Origin of the sequence: Weizmannia sp. FSL W8-1119 (assembly GCF_038008605.1) — a bacterium.
GTDB lineage: Bacteria > Bacillota > Bacilli > Bacillales > Bacillaceae_C > Weizmannia > Weizmannia coagulans.
Map to the genome: position 1 here is coordinate 950,878 of NZ_JBBOZL010000001.1, position 21,839 is coordinate 972,716.

21 protein-coding genes and 1 riboswitch are annotated in these 21,839 nt (G+C 46.6%); of the genes, 14 read left to right on the forward strand and 7 right to left on the reverse strand.

All coding sequences use genetic code 11. The annotated features are described in order from the left end of the window. Positions 1 to 300: 300 nt before the first annotated feature. Both NSQ19_RS04485 and NSQ19_RS04490 read right to left on the reverse strand, forming a co-directional pair. Complete coding sequence (locus tag NSQ19_RS04485) at positions 301 to 747, reverse strand: Dps family protein (protein ID WP_327077157.1); 447 nt, start codon at positions 745 to 747, stop codon at positions 301 to 303. 318 nt (positions 748 to 1,065) lie between these two features. Further along, on the reverse strand, positions 1,066 to 2,052 hold the full coding sequence (locus tag NSQ19_RS04490) for a Gfo/Idh/MocA family protein (RefSeq protein ID WP_340702471.1): 987 nt from the start codon (positions 2,050 to 2,052) through the stop codon (positions 1,066 to 1,068). 253 nt (positions 2,053 to 2,305) lie between these two features. Here NSQ19_RS04490 and NSQ19_RS04495 point away from each other — a divergent pair, with 253 nt between their 5' ends. The 5 genes from NSQ19_RS04495 (at position 2,306) to NSQ19_RS04515 (ending at position 8,717) form a co-directional block, all read left to right on the forward strand. Next, positions 2,306 to 3,382, forward strand: a complete 1,077-nt coding sequence (locus NSQ19_RS04495) for an ATP-binding protein (RefSeq protein ID WP_340702472.1) — start codon at positions 2,306 to 2,308, stop codon at positions 3,380 to 3,382. Positions 3,383 to 3,555: 173 nt separating this feature from the next. Beyond that, positions 3,556 to 4,971 carry an ISLre2 family transposase gene (locus tag NSQ19_RS04500; RefSeq protein ID WP_340702473.1) on the forward strand — a complete coding sequence of 472 codons (1,416 nt, stop codon included), beginning with the start codon at positions 3,556 to 3,558 and terminating at the stop codon, positions 4,969 to 4,971. Positions 4,972 to 5,433: 462 nt separating this feature from the next. Further along, complete coding sequence (locus NSQ19_RS04505; RefSeq protein ID WP_207368369.1) at positions 5,434 to 7,002, forward strand: peptide chain release factor 3; 1,569 nt, start codon at positions 5,434 to 5,436, stop codon at positions 7,000 to 7,002. A gap of 117 nt (positions 7,003 to 7,119) precedes the next feature. After that, the gene (locus NSQ19_RS04510) at positions 7,120 to 7,590 is read left to right on the forward strand and encodes a hypothetical protein (RefSeq protein WP_340702474.1); all 471 of its coding nucleotides are present in this window, start codon (positions 7,120 to 7,122) and stop codon (positions 7,588 to 7,590) included. Positions 7,591 to 7,636: 46 nt separating this feature from the next. Next, a riboswitch (yybP-ykoY riboswitch) is annotated at positions 7,637 to 7,806 on the forward strand. Between the two features lie 107 nt (positions 7,807 to 7,913). Beyond that, positions 7,914 to 8,717 carry a TerC family protein gene (locus tag NSQ19_RS04515; protein ID WP_340702475.1) on the forward strand — a complete coding sequence of 268 codons (804 nt, stop codon included), beginning with the start codon at positions 7,914 to 7,916 and terminating at the stop codon, positions 8,715 to 8,717. 44 nt (positions 8,718 to 8,761) lie between these two features. On the opposite strand, the gene NSQ19_RS04520 is transcribed toward NSQ19_RS04515, so the two are convergent. Continuing rightward, entirely contained in the window at positions 8,762 to 8,962 is a 201-nt protein-coding gene (locus tag NSQ19_RS04520) for an alpha/beta-type small acid-soluble spore protein (RefSeq protein ID WP_017552476.1), read from the reverse strand. 217 nt (positions 8,963 to 9,179) lie between these two features. Here NSQ19_RS04520 and NSQ19_RS04525 point away from each other — a divergent pair, with 217 nt between their 5' ends. From NSQ19_RS04525 to NSQ19_RS04535, 3 genes are all read left to right on the forward strand, one after another. Continuing rightward, positions 9,180 to 9,341 carry a hypothetical protein gene (locus NSQ19_RS04525; RefSeq protein ID WP_013858884.1) on the forward strand — a complete coding sequence of 54 codons (162 nt, stop codon included), beginning with the start codon at positions 9,180 to 9,182 and terminating at the stop codon, positions 9,339 to 9,341. Positions 9,342 to 9,712: 371 nt separating this feature from the next. After that, a complete protein-coding gene (locus tag NSQ19_RS04530) occupies positions 9,713 to 11,227 on the forward strand; it encodes a PAS domain-containing sensor histidine kinase (RefSeq protein ID WP_133537086.1) in 1,515 nt (504 codons plus the stop codon). Then, positions 11,169 to 11,639 carry a methylated-DNA--[protein]-cysteine S-methyltransferase gene (locus tag NSQ19_RS04535; protein WP_328013581.1) on the forward strand — a complete coding sequence of 157 codons (471 nt, stop codon included), beginning with the start codon at positions 11,169 to 11,171 and terminating at the stop codon, positions 11,637 to 11,639. Before NSQ19_RS04530 ends, NSQ19_RS04535 begins: the two co-directional genes overlap by 59 nt. A gap of 37 nt (positions 11,640 to 11,676) precedes the next feature. On the opposite strand, the gene NSQ19_RS04540 is transcribed toward NSQ19_RS04535, so the two are convergent. Then, positions 11,677 to 12,099, reverse strand: a complete 423-nt coding sequence (locus NSQ19_RS04540) for a YkvA family protein (RefSeq protein WP_013858888.1) — start codon at positions 12,097 to 12,099, stop codon at positions 11,677 to 11,679. Positions 12,100 to 12,455: 356 nt separating this feature from the next. Between NSQ19_RS04540 and NSQ19_RS04545 the strand changes: the two genes are divergently transcribed. Then, positions 12,456 to 12,746, forward strand: a complete 291-nt coding sequence (locus NSQ19_RS04545; protein ID WP_017552150.1) for an aspartyl-phosphate phosphatase Spo0E family protein — start codon at positions 12,456 to 12,458, stop codon at positions 12,744 to 12,746. Positions 12,747 to 12,991: 245 nt separating this feature from the next. On the opposite strand, the gene NSQ19_RS04550 is transcribed toward NSQ19_RS04545, so the two are convergent. Further along, positions 12,992 to 15,148 carry an ATP-dependent Clp protease ATP-binding subunit gene (locus NSQ19_RS04550; protein WP_207368373.1) on the reverse strand — a complete coding sequence of 719 codons (2,157 nt, stop codon included), beginning with the start codon at positions 15,146 to 15,148 and terminating at the stop codon, positions 12,992 to 12,994. 527 nt (positions 15,149 to 15,675) lie between these two features. Here NSQ19_RS04550 and NSQ19_RS04555 point away from each other — a divergent pair. Further along, positions 15,676 to 16,710 (forward strand): YkvI family membrane protein, encoded by a 1,035-nt coding sequence (locus tag NSQ19_RS04555; protein WP_017552483.1) that lies wholly within the window; start codon positions 15,676 to 15,678, stop codon positions 16,708 to 16,710. A 93-nt stretch (positions 16,711 to 16,803) separates the two neighbouring features. On the opposite strand, the gene NSQ19_RS04560 is transcribed toward NSQ19_RS04555, so the two are convergent. Together NSQ19_RS04560 and NSQ19_RS04565 are read right to left on the reverse strand one after the other, a co-directional pair. Continuing rightward, entirely contained in the window at positions 16,804 to 17,421 is a 618-nt protein-coding gene (locus NSQ19_RS04560; RefSeq protein ID WP_133537080.1) for a CPBP family intramembrane glutamic endopeptidase, read from the reverse strand. Between the two features lie 247 nt (positions 17,422 to 17,668). Continuing rightward, positions 17,669 to 17,857 carry a YkvS family protein gene (locus NSQ19_RS04565; protein ID WP_013858893.1) on the reverse strand — a complete coding sequence of 63 codons (189 nt, stop codon included), beginning with the start codon at positions 17,855 to 17,857 and terminating at the stop codon, positions 17,669 to 17,671. A gap of 166 nt (positions 17,858 to 18,023) precedes the next feature. Here NSQ19_RS04565 and NSQ19_RS04570 point away from each other — a divergent pair, with 166 nt between their 5' ends. The 4 genes from NSQ19_RS04570 to NSQ19_RS04585 all read left to right on the forward strand — a co-directional run bounded on the left by NSQ19_RS04570 (position 18,024) and on the right by NSQ19_RS04585 (position 21,727). Further along, positions 18,024 to 18,218 carry a hypothetical protein gene (locus NSQ19_RS04570; RefSeq protein WP_026104705.1) on the forward strand — a complete coding sequence of 65 codons (195 nt, stop codon included), beginning with the start codon at positions 18,024 to 18,026 and terminating at the stop codon, positions 18,216 to 18,218. 400 nt (positions 18,219 to 18,618) lie between these two features. Continuing rightward, entirely contained in the window at positions 18,619 to 18,885 is a 267-nt protein-coding gene (locus NSQ19_RS04575; RefSeq protein ID WP_013858895.1) for a phosphocarrier protein HPr, read from the forward strand. Then, positions 18,885 to 20,606: a phosphoenolpyruvate--protein phosphotransferase gene (gene ptsP / locus NSQ19_RS04580; RefSeq protein WP_133537077.1), complete on the forward strand. Its 1,722-nt coding sequence runs from the start codon at positions 18,885 to 18,887 to the stop codon at positions 20,604 to 20,606. Before NSQ19_RS04575 ends, ptsP begins: the two co-directional genes overlap by 1 nt. A 335-nt stretch (positions 20,607 to 20,941) precedes the next feature. Further along, positions 20,942 to 21,727, forward strand: a complete 786-nt coding sequence (locus NSQ19_RS04585) for an SDR family oxidoreductase (RefSeq protein WP_017552489.1) — start codon at positions 20,942 to 20,944, stop codon at positions 21,725 to 21,727. The last annotated feature ends 112 nt before the right edge of the window (positions 21,728 to 21,839 follow it).

The following is a 21,839-nucleotide window of genomic DNA, read 5'->3' on the forward strand; positions in this document are numbered from 1 at the left end:
CTTCTTTCGCGCTGTACTGCTTCCATTTTATCCGGAACTGCAGGCCTTGTCACGCTGCCGGTTTTTAAGAGGGCGCGATCCAGCGTTTGCGTCCGCGGGATGTGCGGTGAGCCATAAAATATGATCACTCTTTTGCCTGTAAAGCCGCCATCATGCAGTGGGTGCCGGGGCTTGATGTATTAAATCAGAACAATGAAAAGGCGGTTATCAGCATTCTAAAGGCCAGATCGAAAAAGCGGCGCCCATTTTGCAGCATGAAAAAAACGGCCCATTCTTGAAGAACAGGGCCGTTTTGGGGGTTTATTGCGTAACCGGTACAGCGAGCAGCGCGCTCAGCATCCAGATGGTTTTTTCAACGTTTTCCACGAGCGTTGTCGCCATGTCAGCCGTGCCATAATCCTGATTGTCTTCGGCAAGTGCGATCAATTTTTTCAGTTCGACGGCGATCTGTTTGTAGTCTTTTACAAGAGATTCCACCATTTGTTCAGCGGTTAAGCCGGATTTTGCTTCTTCAATGGTTGCAAGTTCAAGGAATTCTTTGAAAGAAGCAGCCGGCTTTCCGCCGATCGCAAGGATGCGTTCTGCAAAATCATCGACCACCGTAGCAGCTTCGTTGTACAGTTCTTCAAATTTTACGTGCAGCGTGAAAAACAGCGGGCCTTTTACATACCAGTGGTAGTGGTGCAGTTTTGTATACAGGACGCTCCAGTTTGCAACTTGCTCGTTTAACGCTGTTTCAATATACATTTTCATTCCTCCCCAGTTTTGGTCTTGCTATACTTTTATTATAATATATATCATTTAAAAGTCAATATTAAATAATAATAATTATAAACATGTTGCGAATGGTGGTAACTTTCCCGGCTTTATCTGGTTTAATAACGATAGCACCAGGCGGCATTCTCCCGGCCGTTCCAGTTTTCTCCGGTTTTAAAAACGCAAAGGCAAGGACAAGGAGATACGCTTCTTGCCCATGCCGTCTGTTTTCAAATTTCGCGCGGCCTGTTGCCCGGTTTTTGCGCTTAAGCTCACGGTACGATCCGGAATCTTTTTTTCGGCCCGGTTTTAGTTTCTGTCGGTTTTAAAGATAATCCCGTTTTGCTTCCGCGATTTTTCGATAACCGAAAGGACTTCATAACTGGACTGGCGCAAGGTTTCATACGTTTTCCTGTCATTTTGCGCGATGATATCGGCAAAATCATTGATTTCATACATCATATTTTGCGCCTCCTGCTCCCGCGAGAAGAGGACCGGCTCCTTTGTCCGCACATCGGCAAACTTCATCTTTTCCAATTCTGAGATGCCTTCAATAATAATGCTGCCTTTTTCGCCGTGGATTTCGCTCGGAATATAAGAATGGGAAATTTTTGAGCAGATCACAGTAATATTGAACCCTTCGTATTGCAGGACAAGGGTGCCAGCCCCGTCAATGCCGTTCCGCAAAAGGACCGGGAAGTACCGGCTGTCTTTCGGTGCGCCGAATAACCAGACCGCAAGCGAAAGCGGGTAGACGCCAAGATCCATTAATGCCCCGCCGGAGAAGTTCCGCGAGAACACGTTCGGCTCTTCGCCGGCAAGAAATTTGTCGTAGCGGGAAGAGTATTGCACATATTGGAAAATTCCGCTTCTGATTTGGCCAACATCCTTTAATTTTTCTTTTAAAAGGGCAGTATTCGGATAATGGATATTCCGGATGGCCTCAAATAAAAATACACCATTTAGATCGGCAACACGAAAAGCTTCCTTAAATTCTTCCGTATTTGAAAAAATCGGTTTTTCGCAAATAACATGTTTTTTGTTTTTCAGAAAAACAAGCACGTTTTCAAAATGGAGCGCATTTGGCGACGCGATATAAACAGCATCAATGTTCCCGTCTTTTGCCATTTCTTCAAGATCCGTAAACACATTCGGTGCGCCATGTTTTTCCGCCATTTGTTCAGCGCTTTCTTTTCTGCGCGAGTAAACGGCTTCAAGGGTTAATTTTCCGGATAATTTTGCTGCTTCAATAAAAGCAGAGGTAATCCAGCTTGTTCCAACAGTTGCAAAACGCATAGCATCGCTTCCTTTTCTCATTTTATCTTGATATGTTCATTGTATCACATGCCGAAACGGTTGATAAACAGTGAGGATTCGACATAAAATTTTATAAATAAATGGATATTTTTGTTGAAAAAGATATATAGTTGAAATATATATACATAATCACAGGAATGTCCGGACATCATCAGACATATATTGAGCATGAAAGTTCATTTCAAAAAAGCTTGAAAAACGGATTGATAGAAAGATAGGCAGGTGCAAAAATATGGGTGTCGGAAAAATACATTATGAATTTATGGATCTCCCGCTCCGCTTTCATCTTTTTTCTGCTGTTGTCGGAATGGACGGTATTTTAAAAAGCATTTCCTCTGATATGCAGACTGTAACGGGTTTTGATGCCGGCGATTGGGTGGGAAGGCCTTTTTCTGCTTTGATGCACCACGATGACCGCAACAAATGGGCAGGCATTCTAAATGGAGAGGAAGAAGAAATGGGCCTTTTCATGTACAGGATGAAATCGAAAAACGGTGATTACAAATGGGTGGAGTCCACTTATGTGGTCTTTAAAGATCTAAAATATGGCGAAAAGCCCCATATCCATTTGCTGACGAAAGACATGACGGTGGTCAAGGAATTATACGATTATCTTGTATCATCTGAACAGTTGTCCATGGTCGGGCAGCTTGCCGCGGGCATTGCGCATGAAATCCGGAATCCGCTCACCGCGATTAAAGGATTTTTGCAGCTGATGCAGGCGGGCGTGATTGATACTGGCCATTACCTTGATATTATGCAAAATGAAATTGAACGGATTGAAATGATTTCAAGCGAGCTGCTTTTTCTCGGCAGGCCGAAAGCATCGGATATGAAAGTTTGCTGCCTGCAAACATTGCTTGATGAAGTGCTTGTTTTAATGGAGACGCAATCGTACGGAAAAAACATCCAAATTGAAACGGTTTTTCCGTCGCAGCCTATTTTTATTTGCTGTGATGATTCGAAAATGAAGCAGGTATTTGTGAATTTAATCAAAAATGGCCTGGAGGCAATGGAAGAGGGGGGAACGCTGACCGTTGAACTTTCAGTGGCCGGGGAACGTGCAGCCGTTGCGTTCCGGGATGAGGGAATCGGGATCCCGCCGGAAAAATTGGAAAAAATCGGCCAGCCTTTTTATACGACAAAAGAGCGCGGCAACGGGCTTGGTTTAATGGTTTGTTACCAGATTGTAAGAGAGCATAACGGGGACATTTCCATAGAGAGCAAACCCGGGGAAGGCACTGTTTTCACCGTGGTTCTGCCCTGGGCGGGGCCGGACGGGGAACAGGAGGCATCTGGCAGTTTTTGATGCGCACCTCAAAGCATCCGGCAATCTGTGAAGCCAAGAAGAACCCGGCCTTTCCGGCAGATTGTATGTGTAAAATTTTACTCGACGGGGCATATGAGTGGAAAAAAATGGGAAGACGCTCTATCATCTAATTGTACACTTCAAGATGAACATCTAGAGAGAGAGGTCTTCCCATGGATATTATATCAATAATTGCTGGATTATTAAAGGATACAAAGAGTCTTATCGAATTTGAAGAACAGCTTAAAATTCTGATGCAGAAGGTTTTTACACAATGGGTTGGGGATGTATTTGAGGAGTTAGATAAAACAATAAAACAGAAGAAGTTGGAGGAAGGCTGGGAGTACTGCCGGAGTGATAACAGAAGCGTTCAGTTTCTATTTGGAAGTGTGACTTTTAAACGATCATTAATGCGTGATAAGAGAGGGAACTCACATTATCCTTTGGATGAATGCTTGGGGCTGTTACCCCACCAGAGATATAGCCCGTTAGTGGAATTAAAGGTGGCAGAGTTGGCAAGTGAGAACACCTATCGGGAGGCGGCGAATATTTTAAAAGAATGGACAGCCGTGAGTCTTAGTCATACAACTGTAGGGGAAATGGTGAAACGCGTAGGGAAAACGCAGGCGGAAGCCGACAAGGCCCTTGTAGAAGAGATGGAAATAGCTGCTTCACTGCCTGATGGGAAGAAGGTAGACTACCTGTTTTCCGAAGCAGATGGCGTATTCATCCGGGGACTGGAAAAGAAACAGGGTATGGAAGTCCACCATGCCATTCTCTATGAAGGTTGGGAAACCAATGGAAAAAGGGTCTCCCTGCGTCAGCCCACAGTCATCATGACGACGGAAGACATTCAGACATTTTGGGATGAAGTCCAAGCCACAGCTGCCAACACCTATTCCCTCGAAAAAGCGCATGTCATTACAAACAGTGATGGAGGTGCTGGGTACACAGCTGAACGGTTTCAAACAGCATTCTCACAGTCGGAATTCCCGGTGCTCAACCAGCTGGATACCTACCACGTTGCACAAGCCATTGTAAGGACATTTGGGGGCGGAAAGAGCGAGATCAAGGAGCAGATTAGAAAAGCGATTAGAAAGCATGACCTAGACCAATTCACGTTATATTTGGATACGCACGAAAGCACCTTGACGGATAAAAAGGCCCTCAAGAAAATCAAGGAATTCCGTTCGTATATCTTGAAAAACTGGGACCGCATTTTTGACTGGAGAGACAGGGTGAAAAACGTGCCGGAAGGTGCGAGAGGCCTGGGAGCGATGGAATCGAATCAAAGGCATATCTCCTTCAGGATGAAAAAAAGGGGCATGCATTGGAGTGAACTTGGCGCAGAAGCCATGGTGAAAATCAAACAAGGCATACTCAATGGGACATTGAGAGAAGCCTATCTGAAACACCGTTCAAGAAGCGAGAGAAAGCAACGGAACTTGAAACAATCCATCAGGATGTCTCAACTACTCAAGCAGCCTGTACGCCCGTCAGTGGGCGTAAAGCACGGATCAGTTGCCCTGCATTCAAGCAGTTCATCGGCAATGGGACATTTAAGCAAAATATTAGAGCTTTCGTTTTAAGCTTGGCTCAGTGGGGACTGATCGTTGAGGCGCGCGAAATTTACGAGACTCCTGCGGGAAAAGCGAGCCAGGAGAGACCCCGCAGCGAGGTACGAGCGAGGAGGCTCGCCGGCCGCCCGCGGAAAGCGAGTGAATTTCGCGCGCCTCAACATCCCCGTTGTCCATCTTTATACGGAAATATCACATCTTTTCCGAAAATTACACCGAGCAAGTGAAGCACGGTAGCCGAAAGTGTACAAAAAGAGTGTCTTGGAATACCCGATATTTAAACCTTGTCGAGAAAAACTTGACACATACGGCAGATTTCTTCCATTGAGAATAAGGAAAAACTGTTGTATGCTTATGTACAGTCTCCAATGGCCGGATGATTTGTGCACTGTTTATTAGGAAGGTGAGGGCCGATGTAAAAAAAAAAACGATGCAAAAACAAGCCTACTCTACATGATTGAAAGGAACTGACATATGGCAGGATTTAAAGATGAAGTGTTATCAAGAAGGACTTTTGCGATTATTTCCCACCCGGACGCCGGGAAAACAACATTGACGGAGAAGCTGCTTCTGTTTGGCGGGGCCATCCGCGCCGCCGGGACGGTCAAAGGCAAAAAAACCGGGAAATTTGCGACTTCCGACTGGATGGAAATCGAGAAGCAGCGGGGCATTTCCGTTACTTCTTCCGTTATGCAGTTTGAATATGCGGGAAAAAGGATCAATATTTTGGATACGCCCGGCCACCAGGATTTCAGTGAAGACACATACCGGACACTGATGGCCGTCGACAGCGCCGTCATGATCATTGATGCTGCTAAAGGGATTGAGGCACAGACGATTAAACTGTTTAAAGTGTGCCGGATGCGGGGGATTCCGATTTTTACGTTTATCAATAAACTGGACCGCCAAGGGAGGCCGCCGCTTGAGTTGCTGGCTGAACTGGAGGAAATCCTCGGCATTGAATCGTATCCGATGAACTGGCCGATTGGCATGGGAAAAGAATTTCTCGGCATTTATGACCGTTATCACCGCCGCATCGAGCAGTTCCGCGTGGAAGAAGGAGACCGGTTTCTGGCGTTGAATGAAGCGGGCGAAGTGGAAGGGGATGCCCCGATCAAGGAAAACGCGCTGTATGGCCAGGCGCTGGAAGAAATCATGCTGCTCGATGAAGCGGGCAATGAATTTTCGGAGGAACGGATTGCAAACGGCACGCTGACGCCGGTCTTTTTCGGCAGTGCCCTGACAAATTTCGGCGTGCAGACATTTCTGGAAACGTATCTTCAATTTGCGCCGCCACCGCAAGGAAGAAAGACGGAAGAAGGGGTGGTGGATCCGTTAAGCGAACAGTTTTCGGGTTTTGTGTTCAAAATCCAGGCGAATATGAATCCTGCCCACCGCGACCGGATTGCGTTTATCCGCATTTGTTCGGGAAAATTTGAACGCGGCATGTCCGTCACGCTTGCAAGGACCGGAAAACAAATGAAACTGTCCCAGTCAACCCAGTTTCTTGCGGATGACAGGAGCACGGTTGAAGAAGCGGTTAGCGGCGATATTCTCGGCCTGTATGATACCGGCACATACCAGATTGGCGACACAATCTTCTCCGGGAAACAGCCGGTTCAATTTGAAAAGCTGCCGCAATTTACACCGGAACTGTTTGTAAAAGTATCGGCGAAAAACGTGATGAAACAAAAAAGTTTCCATAAAGGAATCAACCAGCTCGTTCAGGAAGGCGCGATCCAGCTGTACCGCACATGGCATACGGAAGATTATATTTTAGGGGCGGTCGGGCAGCTGCAGTTTGAAGTGTTCGAACACCGCATGAAAAATGAGTATAACTCCGATGTCGTAATGGAATCGATCGGTTCCAAAATTCCGCGCTGGGTTGAGGGGGATACGGTGGACGAATCCCTTTCCAGTTCGCGCAGTCTGCTTGTGAAAGACCGTTTCGGGAAACCGTTGTTTTTATTTGAAAATGATTTTGCATTGCGCTGGTTCACGGACAAGCATCCCGACATTAAACTGTATAATCCGATGAATTAAAAAACACTGTGCGGCTTTGCCGTACAGTGTTTTTTGCTTTTATCCGGGGCATGATAAGAACACATGAAAACGGGAGAATATGGCGACTTGCCAACTTCAGTTTAAAGGGGCATGCGCATGAAAAAATTAGCACCGCTTGAGGCGATTGTTTGGAACATTGCCTTGCCGGGGTTTGCCCAGCTTTTGGCGGGCCGTTATGTGAAGGGCATCGCGTTTATTTTTATGGAGTTTCTGATTAATGTGAACAGCCGTTTTAACGAAGCGATCATGCTCAGTTTTCTCGGAAAAACAATGGAAGCCGGAAACATCATCGATTACGGATGGCTGATGTTTTATCCTTGTCTATACTTTTTTGCCATGTGGGATGCGTATAAAATGGCCCGCGGCAATCTTCAGCCGTATAGTTATCTGCCTTTTGTGTTTGCTGCTTACTTTGTGACGATCGGATTAATGCTCTCCCCTGTGGTTATCGTCCGGGAAAAAATGCCCGGGCCCGTGTTTTTCCCGATGTTTTGTGCCATCCCCGGACTTTTGGCCGGCGGGCTGCTCCGAAAAATTTTAACGCGAAAATTGCATGAAAACAGTTGACGGAAATGGATGTATCCCATATAATCAAAATAACAGAATACTTTTGACAATTGTCAAAGGGGAGTAGCGTTAAGTGTGCATGGCACACTTAAAACAAAGTCGTCATTACATGATCCGTTTCGGCGGTCATCGGCTTTGTTGGCACCGTCCGGATGTCCAGCAAGACCTTTGCCTGTACAGGTAAAGGTCTTGCTTTTTGTCTTTACAGGAAATTGTCAAAAGTGGCACTTTACTTATCACGCCGGACGCGCCTGGGCCGGAATGCCGCTTTTTGATCTGTAAGGGCAATGGTCCCGGGTGCCGGCAAAGGAGGACTTTGTGGAATGGATTTTACAATGCTGCTTGAATATGCATGGGTGTTATGCGTATTGGTCGGACTGGAAGGGATTTTAGCTGCAGATAATGCAGTCGTGATGGCGGTAATGGTCAAGCACCTGCCGCACGCCCAGCAGAAAAAAGCGCTCTTTTACGGGCTTCTGGGCGCGTTTGTATTCCGGTTTACTGCCCTGTTTCTCATTTCGTTTCTTGCAAACATATGGCAGATTCAGGCTGTCGGGGCCGCTTACTTGTTTTTTATTATGATCCACCATTTTGTAAAAAAGCACCGGGAAAATGGTCCGAAACTTGCCGAATCCGCATCGAAGCCGGTTTCTTTCTGGATGACCGTTTTTAAAGTGGAACTCGCCGACATTGCGTTTGCCATTGATTCTATGCTTGCAGCTGTGGCCATGGCTGTGACGCTGCCCCCGGCCGGTTCGTTTCAAATCGGGGGCATTAACGGAGGGCAGTTCATCGTGATGTTTTTAGGTGGGGTGATTGGGCTCGTGCTAATTCGATTTGCTGCTAACCGGTTTGTCCGCCTGCTGGAAAAATATCCGGGCCTTGAAGATGCCGCTTTTCTAATTGTCGGCTGGGTCGGGGTAAAATTGTTCGTTTTTACGCTTTCGCATCCGGGCGTCGGGCTGATTGATGAACATTTCCCGGAGTCCGCTTTGTGGAAACTGATCTTCTGGGCAGTTATGCTTGCGATCGCAGCGGGCGGCTATTTTTTCTCCGTCCGCAAAAAAAATAGCAACAAGGAGGCGCATTCCGGCGGGAAATCGGGTAAAAAGCAGAAACAGATGTAAAGAAACCGGCAAAGCAGGCGAATCCCGCTTTGCCGGTTTTTCTTTTATTCCGGGTTTTGCCCGGAAAGGCGGGACTGGGCCTCTCGCACGAGCCGTTTTGTCATTTCTCCGCCTACCGATCCGTTTGCCCGTGATACGGTATCCGATCCGAGCTGCACGCCAAATTCCTGGGCAATTTCATACTTTACTTGGTCCATGTATGCCTCAATGCCCGGTACCAACAATTTATTGCTGTTTCTCGCCATCATCATTCTCCTTTTTTTTAAATTGGCTCCTCTTTCTGCCGCCCGTATTGCGGCATCAGCCTTTATGAATAGTATCATCCTCCGGAAAATAATTATGTTTGGAAACAGTTGTATTTGCATGCACCCGGAGCCGGTTTTGACAGATATTGCGGCCATAAAGCGTTGATGCGCGGGCATGCTAATGAAGCAGGCAACCTGAAATAATGGAGGGGACGGCATGGCCAAACGAAAAGCTGAATTTGATGCAGCCGCAAAACATAACAAAACCCCGAAAGAAAATCTGGCCGAAACAGAATTCTCCGCAGAATTTGCCCGCGGGGAAGAAGCGGTGAAAGGGGCAAACCGAAATTCAAAAAAAGGCAGGAAAGGGCGTTCATGAACCGCAGGAAACAAAATGTCCGGGAAGAAGCGGGGCTGGAATTCGGGGACATCAATGCCGGGAAGATATATGAAATCATGGCTCAAAGAGGAACCGGCAAAAAAAAGAAAAAATGCAAAAAAAATAAAGAATGAGGATGGCGGCCGCCATCCTTTTTTGCGGAAATGGCAGGAGGAATTCCCCCGTTTGATCACGAATTACCACCATATCATCCATCTTGCAATTTCATTTGACATATCTTCTCAAAAAGAATATGTTCTTAAATAGCAGCCGGAAACCCTTATGCAGCAGACCTTTTCCGGGCATTTGCTGAAAACTGAAATGATGATGAATCCAGGGGCATGCTTCTTATGAAGAAGGGGAGAACAAATTTGGGAACAGATCGGTTTATGAGCCAAAAGAAAAGGGGACTTGTGTTAAGAGATCATGAACAGCTTTACAGGACCCTTTTTTTGGAAGCAATGGATGCGATTGTATTTTGGGATCAAAACGGCCGGATCCTGTTGGCAAACGAAGCCGCTTTAAAAATTTTCGAGTGCACGATGGAGGAGTTTATCGGGAAAAAGCTGAGCGATTTTGTTTATGTCGAAAACGGCGGGAATTGCCGGGAGTTCGACAGGCTGAACCACATCCCGGCAGCCCGCGAAGAACTGCTCTTTAAAATGCCGAACGGGCAGCTGAAGCATCTCGAGTTTACATCCCGGTATATCAGCGCAGAAAATTACCATGTGACCATTTTCCGCAATGTCAGCAGCCGTTACAAGATGGAACAGACGCTGCGGGACAGCGAGGAACGGTTCCGGAAAGTGTTCGAAGGATCGATCGACGGGATGGTCTTATGGAACTGGGATTTGAAAATTGTCGATATTAACCCTGCAGCCGCGAACGATTTCGACTGCAGCCGGGAAGATGCGATCGGGAAGAAAATCCAAAATTTATTGCTTACCAATGACGAAAAAGTGCAAAAAGATTTTCTCCGCCATCTTTTTCAGTTGAAAGAGAACGGGACGGCAGATTATTTGTTTAATGTTTCAAAAGCCAATGAAACGAAATATTATGAGATCACGTCAAAAGGGAACCTGACATCGAATATGAATTTAACGGTCATCCGGGATATTACCGAAAGAAGGGCGATGCAGGAGCAGCTCCGCAAATCGGATACCCTGAATATTGTCGGGGAGCTCGCGGCCGGCATTGCCCACGAAATCCGCAATCCGATGACAGCTTTGAAAGGTTTTATCCAGCTGCTGCAAAACAGCATGAAAGAGGAAGAGCATTCATTATATTTTAACGTGATTACATCGGAACTGGCGCGGATTGAAACAATTATTACCGACTTTCTGGTGCTGGCAAAGCCGCAGGCAATCCAGTTCCAAAATCATGATATCCGGAAAATCATGCGCGATACGATTGGTTTGCTGAATGCGCAAGCGCTGATGCACAATATCCAGATTTCCTGCCGCTTTGACGATGGGCTTCCGGATGTTTATTGCGAAGGCAACCAGCTTAAGCAGGTCTTTATCAATATCATTAAAAATGCAATAGAAGTCATGCCGGACGGAGGAAAAATAGATATCAAGATTTGTTACGAAAAGGAAAGAGGGCTGGTCCATACAAGCATTCGCGATGAAGGGGAAGGCATCCCGGACGATAAAATTGAAAAGCTGGGCGAGCCGTTCTATACGACAAAAGAAAGAGGAACCGGACTTGGTTTGATGATCAGTTATAAAATCATAAAGGAGCATAAAGGCTTCATTCAAGTCCAAAGCAAAGTACGGGAAGGCACAACTTTTCATATCTTTCTTCCCGTGCAGCAGGAAGCAGGTGATGAAAATGGCTTTTATTTGGCTGGAAAGCCCAATCGGACCTTTAACAGTAAGGGCTGATGAAAAAGGCATTACGGCCGTTTCTTTCGGCAAAACAGATGAAGAGGGTATGCCGGAACCCCGCCACCCGCTGCTTTTGCGCGCAGCCAGTGAACTGGAAGCGTATTTTGCAAAGAAAAGAACCCGTTTTGATGTGCCGGTTTCTGTCTCCGGCACTCCCTTTCAAATGGCGGTTTGGGAAGCGCTGAAAAAAATTCCGTATGGGGAAACGTGCTCGTATAAAGACATCGCTGAGGCTGTCGGGAACCCGAAAGCCGTGCGGGCCGTCGGGCAGGCGAACCGGAAAAACCCTGTTCCGATCCTGATCCCCTGCCACCGCGTGATCGGAAAAGACAAGTCGTTAACAGGCTATGCCGGGAGCCGGATCGATCAAAAGGCATTCCTGCTCCATCTTGAAGGGGCGATGATCTAAAAGGGGCAAAGTTTTGAAATCCCGCGCGGCCCAAGGTTCAACTTTTATCTCTTTTGTTTTTCCATTGTAAAAACTTTTCCAAATCCGGGGTCACTTGCGTCAGGAGAAAAGCAAGCACGGCGGTGTCGTCAACAAGGCCCGCGCCGGCAAGAAAATCAGGGATGATGTCAATGGGAGATACGAAATAAATAAGGCCGATTACAATCATGAGAATCGTCCGGTACGGAACGGTGCGGTATTCGCCTTTTGCCCATGCCCTGACAAGCTGGAAAAGGACGCGGATTTTACTCCACATATTGGCAAGCGTGATTTTGTTGGAGAGTGCTTTTTTCTCCGCGCGGTTAACCAGATCGCCGGTTTTTTTCCGGTCGTTTAAATACTGTTTTGCTTTTGAACGAAATAACCATCCGGCTGCTTTGGCCAGCAGAAAATTTTTTGCCATCTGCTTCACTTCTTTCATGTCTTTTTCTCTTTTATTTTTCCACTGCGTGACCAAAAAAAACATGGAGCGGTGAAAAACGGGTGGTTTTTTCGGGAGATGTGAAAATTTTTGGCGAAAATTTTGTCTAATATTGCGATTGTATTTACATTTCCGTCAAGACCTGCGATACTACTTTAGTAATGGTAAAATAAGCAGATGGGGGCAGGGCTTTTGCGCCTTTCCGGCTTGCAGAGAACTTTTGCCACGATGCCATCATGCGGAAAACCGGCAGAATAGTCCGCCATTTTCCATGTGTAACACCTCACATTTTTTGAAGCATAATCGGGGGATAACAATCATTCAATAGAAAAAGAGAACTAAAGGAGAATTTGAAAGTGGACACGCACATGTTAGAGGAGAACAAGTATCTTTACAGAATTCAGAAAAAACGTCAGGAAATGATGGAGCTTGGGAAAAAACTGGGTCTGACGCATGAGAAAACGGTCCGGTGCAGCCAGCAGCTGGATTCGCTCATGAATGAGTATGAAGCCTATCGAAAGCAGCACAACGCCCGGTCATCCGAAATGGTGATTATCCGGGAAATGTCATTCATATTGTATGAAAAAGTGCAGCGGCTCAATCTGGCTGAAGCGAGAAAAACGTATAAAGCCATGCAGCTTGTTTAACAAACAGGGGAACTGCTTCCAACCTTTGCATCTTGGTTTTTCTCCTTTGAGTGCGGATGAATCCCTGATCAATATTCCGGATGAATATGTTTCCCGCCCGCCTTTTTGTTTGGACTGGTTTTGGCCGGGTAATAAAACCCGGCTTTCTTCTGATTGATTTACAACAACCGGGTTTGGACTGCGTTCGATCTTTTTACAAACATAAAAAAACCGGCATGGGCTATGTCCGCATGCCGGTTTTTGCTTTATTTTTCCGCGATGGCAATGTCACCTTCGCGGACTTCCGCTTTTAAGTTTTTGCTTTCCGGATGGTCGAGGATAAAGTCGGCAATCCGGTCTTCAATTTTTTCCTGGATAACGCGGCGGATCGGGCGGGCCCCAAATGCCGGGTCATAACCGAGTTCGGCGATTTTTTCTTTCGCTTCTGCTGTCACGTCAAGCGTAATCGCTTGTTCGTTCAGCGTTTCATTCAGTTCGCCGAGCATCAGGTCAACAATTTTAACCAAATGTTCTTTTTCAAGTGGTTTAAATTCGATAATGTTGTCGAAACGGTTCAGAAACTCCGGTTTGAAGAAGTCGCCGAGTGAATCGAGAATATTCGATTCTTTGATCGCTTCACTTTTAGCGAACCCGACTGTTTTATGCTTAAATTGGGTGCCGGCGTTGCTCGTCATAATGATGACGGTATCTTTGAAGCTGACCGTCCGCCCTTGGGCATCGGTTAAGCGCCCGTCATCGAGAATTTGCAGAAACATATTCAAAACATCCGGGTGCGCTTTTTCAATTTCGTCGAGCAAAATAATGCTGTACGGGTTGCGGCGCACTTTTTCCGTCAGTTGGCCGGCATCTTCATAACCGACATAGCCGGCAGGTGCCCCGATCAGTTTCGAGACGCTGTGTTTTTCCATATATTCGCTCATGTCAAGCCGGATCATCGCATCTTTCGTGCCGAACAGTTCTTCCGCGAGCCGTTTTGTCAGTTCCGTTTTTCCGACGCCGGTCGGGCCGACGAACAGGAACGAACCGATCGGGCGGCTTTTCGCTTTCAGGCCGGCACGCGAACGGCGGATTGCTTTCGCCACTTTCCGGACCGCTTCATCCTGGCCGATCACTTTTTTAGCGAGGTTTTCTTCCAGATGCTGCAGTTTTTTCGCTTCATCCGCTTCGAGTTTGCCGACCGGAATACCCGTTTTCTTTTCGACGATTTCCTGAATTTGCGTGACATCGACAACCGGTTTGGCTTCGGTTTGTCCGGAAGCAGCCAGCTCGTTCAGTTTTTGTTCTTCTTTTTTCAGTTCGGCTGCCTTTTCATAGTTTTCCGTTGCAAGCGCAGCTTGTTTTTCCTGCGCAATTTCAGCAAGCCGTTTTTGAATATCTTCTTTGCTCGGAACCGCAATCGTCAGGTTCAATTTCGAACCGGCTTCATCCATCAGGTCGATCGCCTTATCCGGCAGGAAGCGGTCTTGGATGTAGCGGTGCGACAACTTCGCACAAGCTTCAATCGCTTCATCGGTATAGGAAACGTGGTGGTAGTTTTCATACCGGTCTTTTAAGCCGCGCAAAATCATGACGGTTTCTTCGGGGCTTGGTTCATTGACCTGTACCGGTTGGAAACGCCGTTCAAGTGCGGCATCTTTTTCAATTTGCCGGTATTCTTTCAAAGTGGTCGCGCCGATAACCTGGATTTCGCCGCGGGCAAGCGCCGGTTTCAAAATATTTCCTGCGTCCATCGAACCTTCTGCAGAACCTGCGCCGACAAGCAGGTGAATTTCGTCAATAAACAGAAGCACGTTTTTCCGTTGTTCCAGTTCGGCAATCAATTTTTTCATCCGTTCTTCAAATTGGCCGCGGATTCCCGTGTTTGCGACAAGCGAAGCCACATCGAGCAAGTAAACTTCTTTATGCCGCAGTTTTGCCGGAACCTGTTTTTCGGCAATTTTTAAAGCGAGCCCTTCTGCAATGGCGGTTTTCCCGACGCCCGGTTCGCCGATTAACACCGGGTTGTTTTTATTGCGCCGGTTTAAGATTTCAATGACGCGGGCGATTTCTTCATCACGGCCGATGACAGGGTCAATTTGCCCGGCCCGTGCAGCAGCGGTCAGGTTGCGGCCAAACTGGTCAAGTAGTCCGTTGCCGCCGCCTTGTGTTTGCGTTTGTACGGTTTGTTTCACGCCGTTTGGCTGGAACCCGTTGGCATTCATTTGGTTAAAGAGGTCGTTGAATCCTCCGAATCCGAAGTTTCCAAATCCGTTATTCATAAACATGCCTCCCCAGTTGTTTTCGAATTTTGCCCGTTCTTTTTGGTAGCAGGACTGGCACAGGTTCAATGTTTTTTGGTTTCCGTTCACATTTATATGCATCCCGATCGTCGCTTCGTTTTGATGGCATTTGTCACATAACATCAAACATTCCTCCTTTGATCGGTTTGATTTTGACTATCTTTGACTAATAAGATTGAAAAACAATCAAAGCGCTTTGATTTGCTTTGACCTTATTTGGAAATCAGTATAGCTCAAAATTTCACAAGATGCAAATCTTTTGCATGCACCCCTTTGATGCATTTTGGCCATTACAGTAGAAAGGCAAAGTCATTTGTCTTGTGCTGAAAATAGGAAACGGCATCTGCGAGTCACCTTTTGACTATTTTTGACCTTTCTAATATCATGATACAACTGCGCGGCCCGAAAATCAAAAGATCTGCATTTGTCATTTGCGCTATCGGCCAATGGCACCATCTTATAATTGACTAACTTTGACCTTTGCCTATAGTATATGACAACTTTTTTTGTTTGTAAAGGGTTTTTTTGACTTTTTTTGACCAATTTTTTAGCGGCGGAAATGAACCGGTCGGGCTATTTTAAGAAAGCGGAACATAGGATAGTAACGGAGACGGTAGGTTGTCTTATTTTTTCTTAAAGGGGTGCAGGCGTTGAATAAGTGGGGCTTTGCTGTCCAAATCGCAGCCGTATATATTGGAACGGTGATCGGGGCAGGGTTTGCAACAGGGAAAGAAATTACCGTTTTTTTTACACAGTTTGGGCTGTATGGATTGCTTGCCATCTGCCTTTCAGGGTTTTTATTTATTTTCTTTGGCACAAAAATGATGGAAAAAGCGATCGATTTACATGCGGATTCCTATGAAACCTTAAACCGGTATTTATTTGGCAAAAAAGCGGCCGGTTTCGTGAATGTGATGATGATGGCCATGCTATTCGGGGTCTGTGGCGTCATGCTGTCCGGTGCGGGTGCTGTTTTCGAGGAACAGCTCCGTGTTGGCAGGGGGACAGGGATTTTATTGACGGTGCTGCTCGCCTTTTTTGTCATGTGCTTTGGCATCAAGGGGCTGCTTGGCGTCAACACGTTTGTCGTGCCTTTGATGCTTTTGTTTAATTTTCTCCTTTTGTCGCAGTCCGTCCAGTCACCCGGATTTATTCAGGCGCTTATGGCCCGGCCGGAAAGTGTTGATATGCCCCGTGCCCTTCTCCGTGCCCTTTCCTATGCGGCTTTGAATTTGGCGCTCGCGCAGGCGGTGCTTGTCCCGGTTGCGGCGGAAGTGAAAGATAAGGAAGTCGTCCGTGCAGGCGGGATACTGGGTGGGCTGTTTTTAACGCTCATCCTGATTTCCAGCCATTTGTCACTGGTTACGCTGCCAGACGTTGCCAAAGTGGAGATTCCGATGGCGCATATTGTGAAAGCGAGTTTTCCGGGCATTTACTTTATTTATGTTCTGCTGATTTTCGGGGAAATTTTCACTTCTATTATCGGGGATGCCTACGGGCTTGAGCGGCAAATGCAAAAATATATGCCGATGAAAAGCGGTTTGCTGTACGGGTTGATTTTTTCCGCCATTCTGCTGATCAGCAGCTTGCATTACGGCCCGCTGCTCTCGGTTTTATATCCGTTGTTCGGTTATTTCAGCCTTGTTTTTATGATGGCGCTCGGGATAAAGACGATCCGGGGGTGACAGGTGAACGCCATAAAAACAGCTTTGCGCGGTTGTTGTGCAGCGCAACAACTATTTATGGCGGAGAAATGCAGAAAAAAAGCTGTCCCCTGCTTAAAAAATCGGCAGGAAGACGACAAGCAGCAAATCAAAGGTAAGATGCGACAAAATTTGCGCGGGCAGGCTCCGTTTCTTTGCATACAGCAGCCCCCAGAAAATCGAACCGGCAAAAGCGGCAATGACCATGATTTTTAATCCGCAGTAAAAATAAACGGATGCGTTCAATACGGCGGAAATCAAAATGGCATATTTTGCTTCCATCCTTTTCATGAGCCGGGCCTGAACAAACGAACGCCAAAAAATTTCTTCCCCGGGAATGAGGATCAGGACAAGTGCTAAGTAATGCCAGAAAGTTTCGGGCGAAAAGCGCCTGTATGCGCGGGCGACTTCGTTGTCAAGCCCGCCCGGCAAAAAACCGAGAACCGTATTGCCAATTCTGAAAATAATATAGAGAAGAAAACCCGAAAAGATGCCATACAGCAGCAATTGAAGGTACGGAAGCTTTTCGTGTTTTTCTGATTTTCCAAGGAAAACCGTGTAACTGATCAAAAACAGCATCGCTCCGGAATATAAATACCAAAAAACAGAGATATCCCGGAACGTAATATATAGCAGAAGGTGGGCGATCAAGATACTTCCGAGAAGCTTTGTATCCACCATGTTTTTTGCCACCGCCAATGCGCTCCTTTCTTAAGTTCGAAAACCGCCGGCCAAAAAGCCGGGAAGGGCCAAAAAAGAGATCCGGCCCCGCAGTCCGGCCTTCGCGGCATTGGGCCAAACAAAAATACATTGAATATTTTAGCAGAGAAACGGGGAAAAAGGTATCCGGGAAAATAATGTTAAAAAATTCACAATCATGGAAATGGAAGTAAAAAAACCGGCATGTGCCGGTTTTTTTACTGCGCGGTAAGCGTTTAAATTAACGCAAAGCCGAATGGATAACCTGATAATTTTTATGGTTTACCACTGTTTTTTCATCAAGTTCCAGTTCCTGATAGTTTTCCATATAGGTTAAATCCACGATGACCGAGTTCTCGTTCACCTTTTCGACAATCCCTTGAAGCCCGTCTTTAAATTCAATGATGTCACCAATTTGTGCTTTTTTCATTGCGGTCCCCCCGTAAGAAAGTATTGTAACCAGTTTGCACTATTTTTCTGAAAAGTTCAAGGCGAAAAGAACGGAAAAATACAAATCGGGCCTCTTTAAAAAAATCCCGGAAGCAAACAAGAAGGCGGCAGGAAGAATGTGGTACAATACTGGGTGGGGTGGTCGTATGTCGGAAGAAGAATTCAGACAGGAAATCAACCGGCTTCGCAACAGGGAAATCGAAGAATTATTCGTCAGCCGTGAAGATTTTATGGACTTCTGGAAAGTGCTTGTTGCCGAGGAAGACTTTAAGCATTTTAGGGGCATTGCACTGCGCGGCGGTCATGTCCGCTATATTTATTTGGATGAGCCGGAAATCTGACCGGGGCATGCATAATTTTGTGCATTTTTAAGCAAAATGAAGTCAACTCTAATGATTGTTTTATTTGGAAAGGCATGTTATTCTATTACGGGGATTTTGTTTTTCCCGCACTGTGCAAAATTTGTCATTTTTTGCTCCGGCCGGGGACATGCGTGTTCCCGGTTTCGGGCGAGGCATGTTTTTGGCACGGATGGGCCGCGCAGACTTTGAGGGAGCAGCCTGCTGAATAGCCGGGGATGAACGGTGTTTGCAGGAGTCCCGGCATCGCTGCGGCTTTTTTCAACCCCCCCGTTTGCAAAATTTGTCATTTGTATGAAGATGGTTGATAATATTGACGAAAAATGTACAGTGCATTATTTTTAGAACTATATTATATTATAGAAAAGGAGTCGTTCTACCCATGGCTGAAAAACAATTTAAAGTAACAGCAGATACAGGAATCCACGCACGTCCTGCTACATTGCTCGTACAAACGGCAAGCAAATTCGATTCAGATATCCAATTGCAGTATAAGGATAAGAAAGTGAACCTGAAATCGATCATGGGGGTTATGTCCCTTGGAATCGGCAAAGGCGCCGATATTACCATTTCTGCAGAAGGCAACGATGCACAAGATGCATTGAACGCTCTGGCTGAATTAATGAAAAAAGAGGGTCTGGGCGAATAATGTCAACCATTTTAAAAGGTATAGCAGCATCCAACGGGATTGCCATCGCAAAAGCATATCGTCTGGTAGAACCGGATTTGTCTTTTGAAAAAAGGCCTGTCCAGAATGTTTCAGATGAAGTGAAACGCTTTAATGCTGCTGTGTCTGAATCCAAGTCTGAACTGCAGGCGATCAGGGAGCATGCAATGAAGGCGCTGGGGGCGGACAAAGCAGCGATCTTTGATGCGCATTTGCTCGTTTTGGAAGATCCGGAACTGTTGATGCCGGTCCAGGATAAAATCAGGGATGACCAGGTCAATGCGGAATACGCATTGAAAGAAGTTGCTGATATGTTCGTGACCATGTTCGAACAAATGGATAACGAATATATGCGCGAACGTGCGGCGGATATCCGCGACGTGACAAAACGGATTCTGGCCCATCTGCTGAAGGTGGAAATTCCGAATCCGAGCATGATCTCGGAAGAAGTCATTGTCATTGCTGAAGACTTGACCCCTTCTGATACGGCGCAGTTGAACCGCCAGTATGTAAAAGGGTTTGCAACAAATGTCGGTGGGCGTACGTCCCACTCTGCGATTATGGCGCGTTCTTTGGAAATTCCGGCAGTCGTCGGGACGAAAACGGCGATCCAGGATATCCAAAATGGCGACCTTGTCATCGTGGACGGCAACAGCGGCGATGTCTATGTCAATCCGACACCTGAAATTGTCGATGAATACAAACAAAAGCAGGAACAGTTTGAACGGCAAAAAGCCGAATGGGCGAAGCTGGTCAATGAAAAATCCGTTTCGAAAGACGGCCATACGGTTGAACTGGTTGCCAATATCGGCACCCCGAACGATCTCGACGGCGTGATCCGGAACGGCGGGGAAGGCGTCGGCCTGTACCGTACAGAGTTCCTCTATATGGGCAGGGACGAGCTTCCGTCAGAAGAAGTGCAGTTTGAAGCCTATAAAGCGGTGCTTGAAGGCTTAAAAGGCAAGCCGGTTGTGGTCCGTACGCTTGATATCGGCGGCGACAAAAAACTGCCGTACTTGCCGCTTCCGGAAGAAATGAACCCGTTCCTCGGCTTCCGTGCGATTCGCTTGTGCCTGGACAGACAGGATATTTTCCGCACCCAGCTGCGTGCGTTGCTCCGCGCGAGCGCATACGGCAACCTGAAAATTATGTTCCCGATGATTTCCAATCTGGATGAATTCCGAAAAGCAAAAGCGATTCTTTTGGAAGAAAAAGAAAAGCTTATCCAGGAAGGCGTGCAGGTTGCAGATCATATCGAAGTCGGCATTATGGTTGAAATTCCTTCCACTGCCGTAATGGCTGATTTGTTTGCAAAAGAAGTCGATTTCTTCAGTGTCGGCACAAACGATCTGATCCAGTACACGATGGCTGCAGACCGTATGAACGAACATATTTCGTATTTGTACCAGCCGTATAACCCGGCCATATTACGCCTTGTGAAACGCGTCATTGATGCGGCGCACAAAGAAGGCAAATGGGCCGGCATGTGCGGCGAAATGGCCGGAGACGAACTCGCCATTCCGATTCTGCTCGGCCTCGGCCTTGATGAATTTTCAATGAGCGCTTCTTCGATTTTAAGGGCCCGTTCTCAAATCAGGAACCTGAATAAGGTGGATATGGAGAAACTTGCAGAAGACGTTTTGAACTTCACAACGAATGAAGAAGTAAAGGAACACGTGAAAAAAGTTCTTTCAAAAGCATAAAAAATTTTTTCAAAAACAGGTTTAGGTGTGAAGGAAGCGGGTATATATAAACCAGCCCAAGCATTAAGGGTAGTATTGGTATCCAGTATTGTCACAATACCGGATGTATATCGTTTCTTTCTCATTTTTCCCCCTATTTTTGCCGAGTGGCTTTTGCCATTCGGCTTTTTTTTGAATTGGGCTTTGGCGGACCGCACATCAAAACGCCGGATGTTCTTTTTTGCGGGAAAATGAAGGGGAACCCGGTTTGAAGCTTTATCGTGCATGGACGGGGAAAAATCGTTTATAATGAAGACAGGCTTTTGTGAACATAAAGATACAGGGAGGGATTTTGAATGGATTTAGGGTTGAAAGGCAAAGCCGCCCTTGTTGCCGCTTCCAGCCAAGGGCTCGGGAAAGCGGTGGCCAAACAACTTGTAATGGAAGGCGCAGATGTCCTCATTACAAGCCGGAATGAAGAAAAACTGCAGGCGGCAAAAGAAGAATTATCCGCTTGCGGCACCGGGAAAGTGGCGTATATCCGGGCAGACATTACCCATCCGGAAGATATCCGCGCCATGGTGCAAAAAGCACGGGATACATTCGGCAGGCTGGATATACTGGTCAACAATGCAGGGGGACCGCCGGCCGGAAGTTTTGAAGATATGGCGGATGAAGACTGGCAAAAATCATTCGAACTGAATCTGCTTTCGTACATACGCATCATCAGGGAAGCATTGCCGCTTTTAAAGAAAAACGGCGGCCGGATTATCAACATTGCCTCTTCATCCATTAAGGAGCCGATCCCGGGGCTGATTTTGTCGAATACGTTCCGGACGGGCATTGTGGGACTTTCGAAAACGCTGGCGGAAGAATTTGCCCCGTACCAAATCCTTGTGAATACGGTCGGCCCGGGCAGAATTGCAACGGACCGGATTGTACATCTTGACAAAGTGACAGCGGAGAAAACCGGAAAATCGATGGAAGAAGTCCAGGCAAAGGAACTGGAGTCGATTCCGCTCGGCAGATACGGCGAACCGGACGAATTCGGGAGGTTTGTTGCGTTTCTGGCTTCAGAAGCCAATTCCTACGTTACCGGAAGCAGCTTCCTGATCGACGGCGGAAAAGTCAAATCGATTTAATCTGTCAGGTTTAAAGCAGGGCATGCGGGGTATAAATTAGAGGAAAGATTGTTTTCTTCCTTGAACCCCCATGTTTGCTTTTGGCCTGCTGTGATGCAGGTTTTTTTGTTTA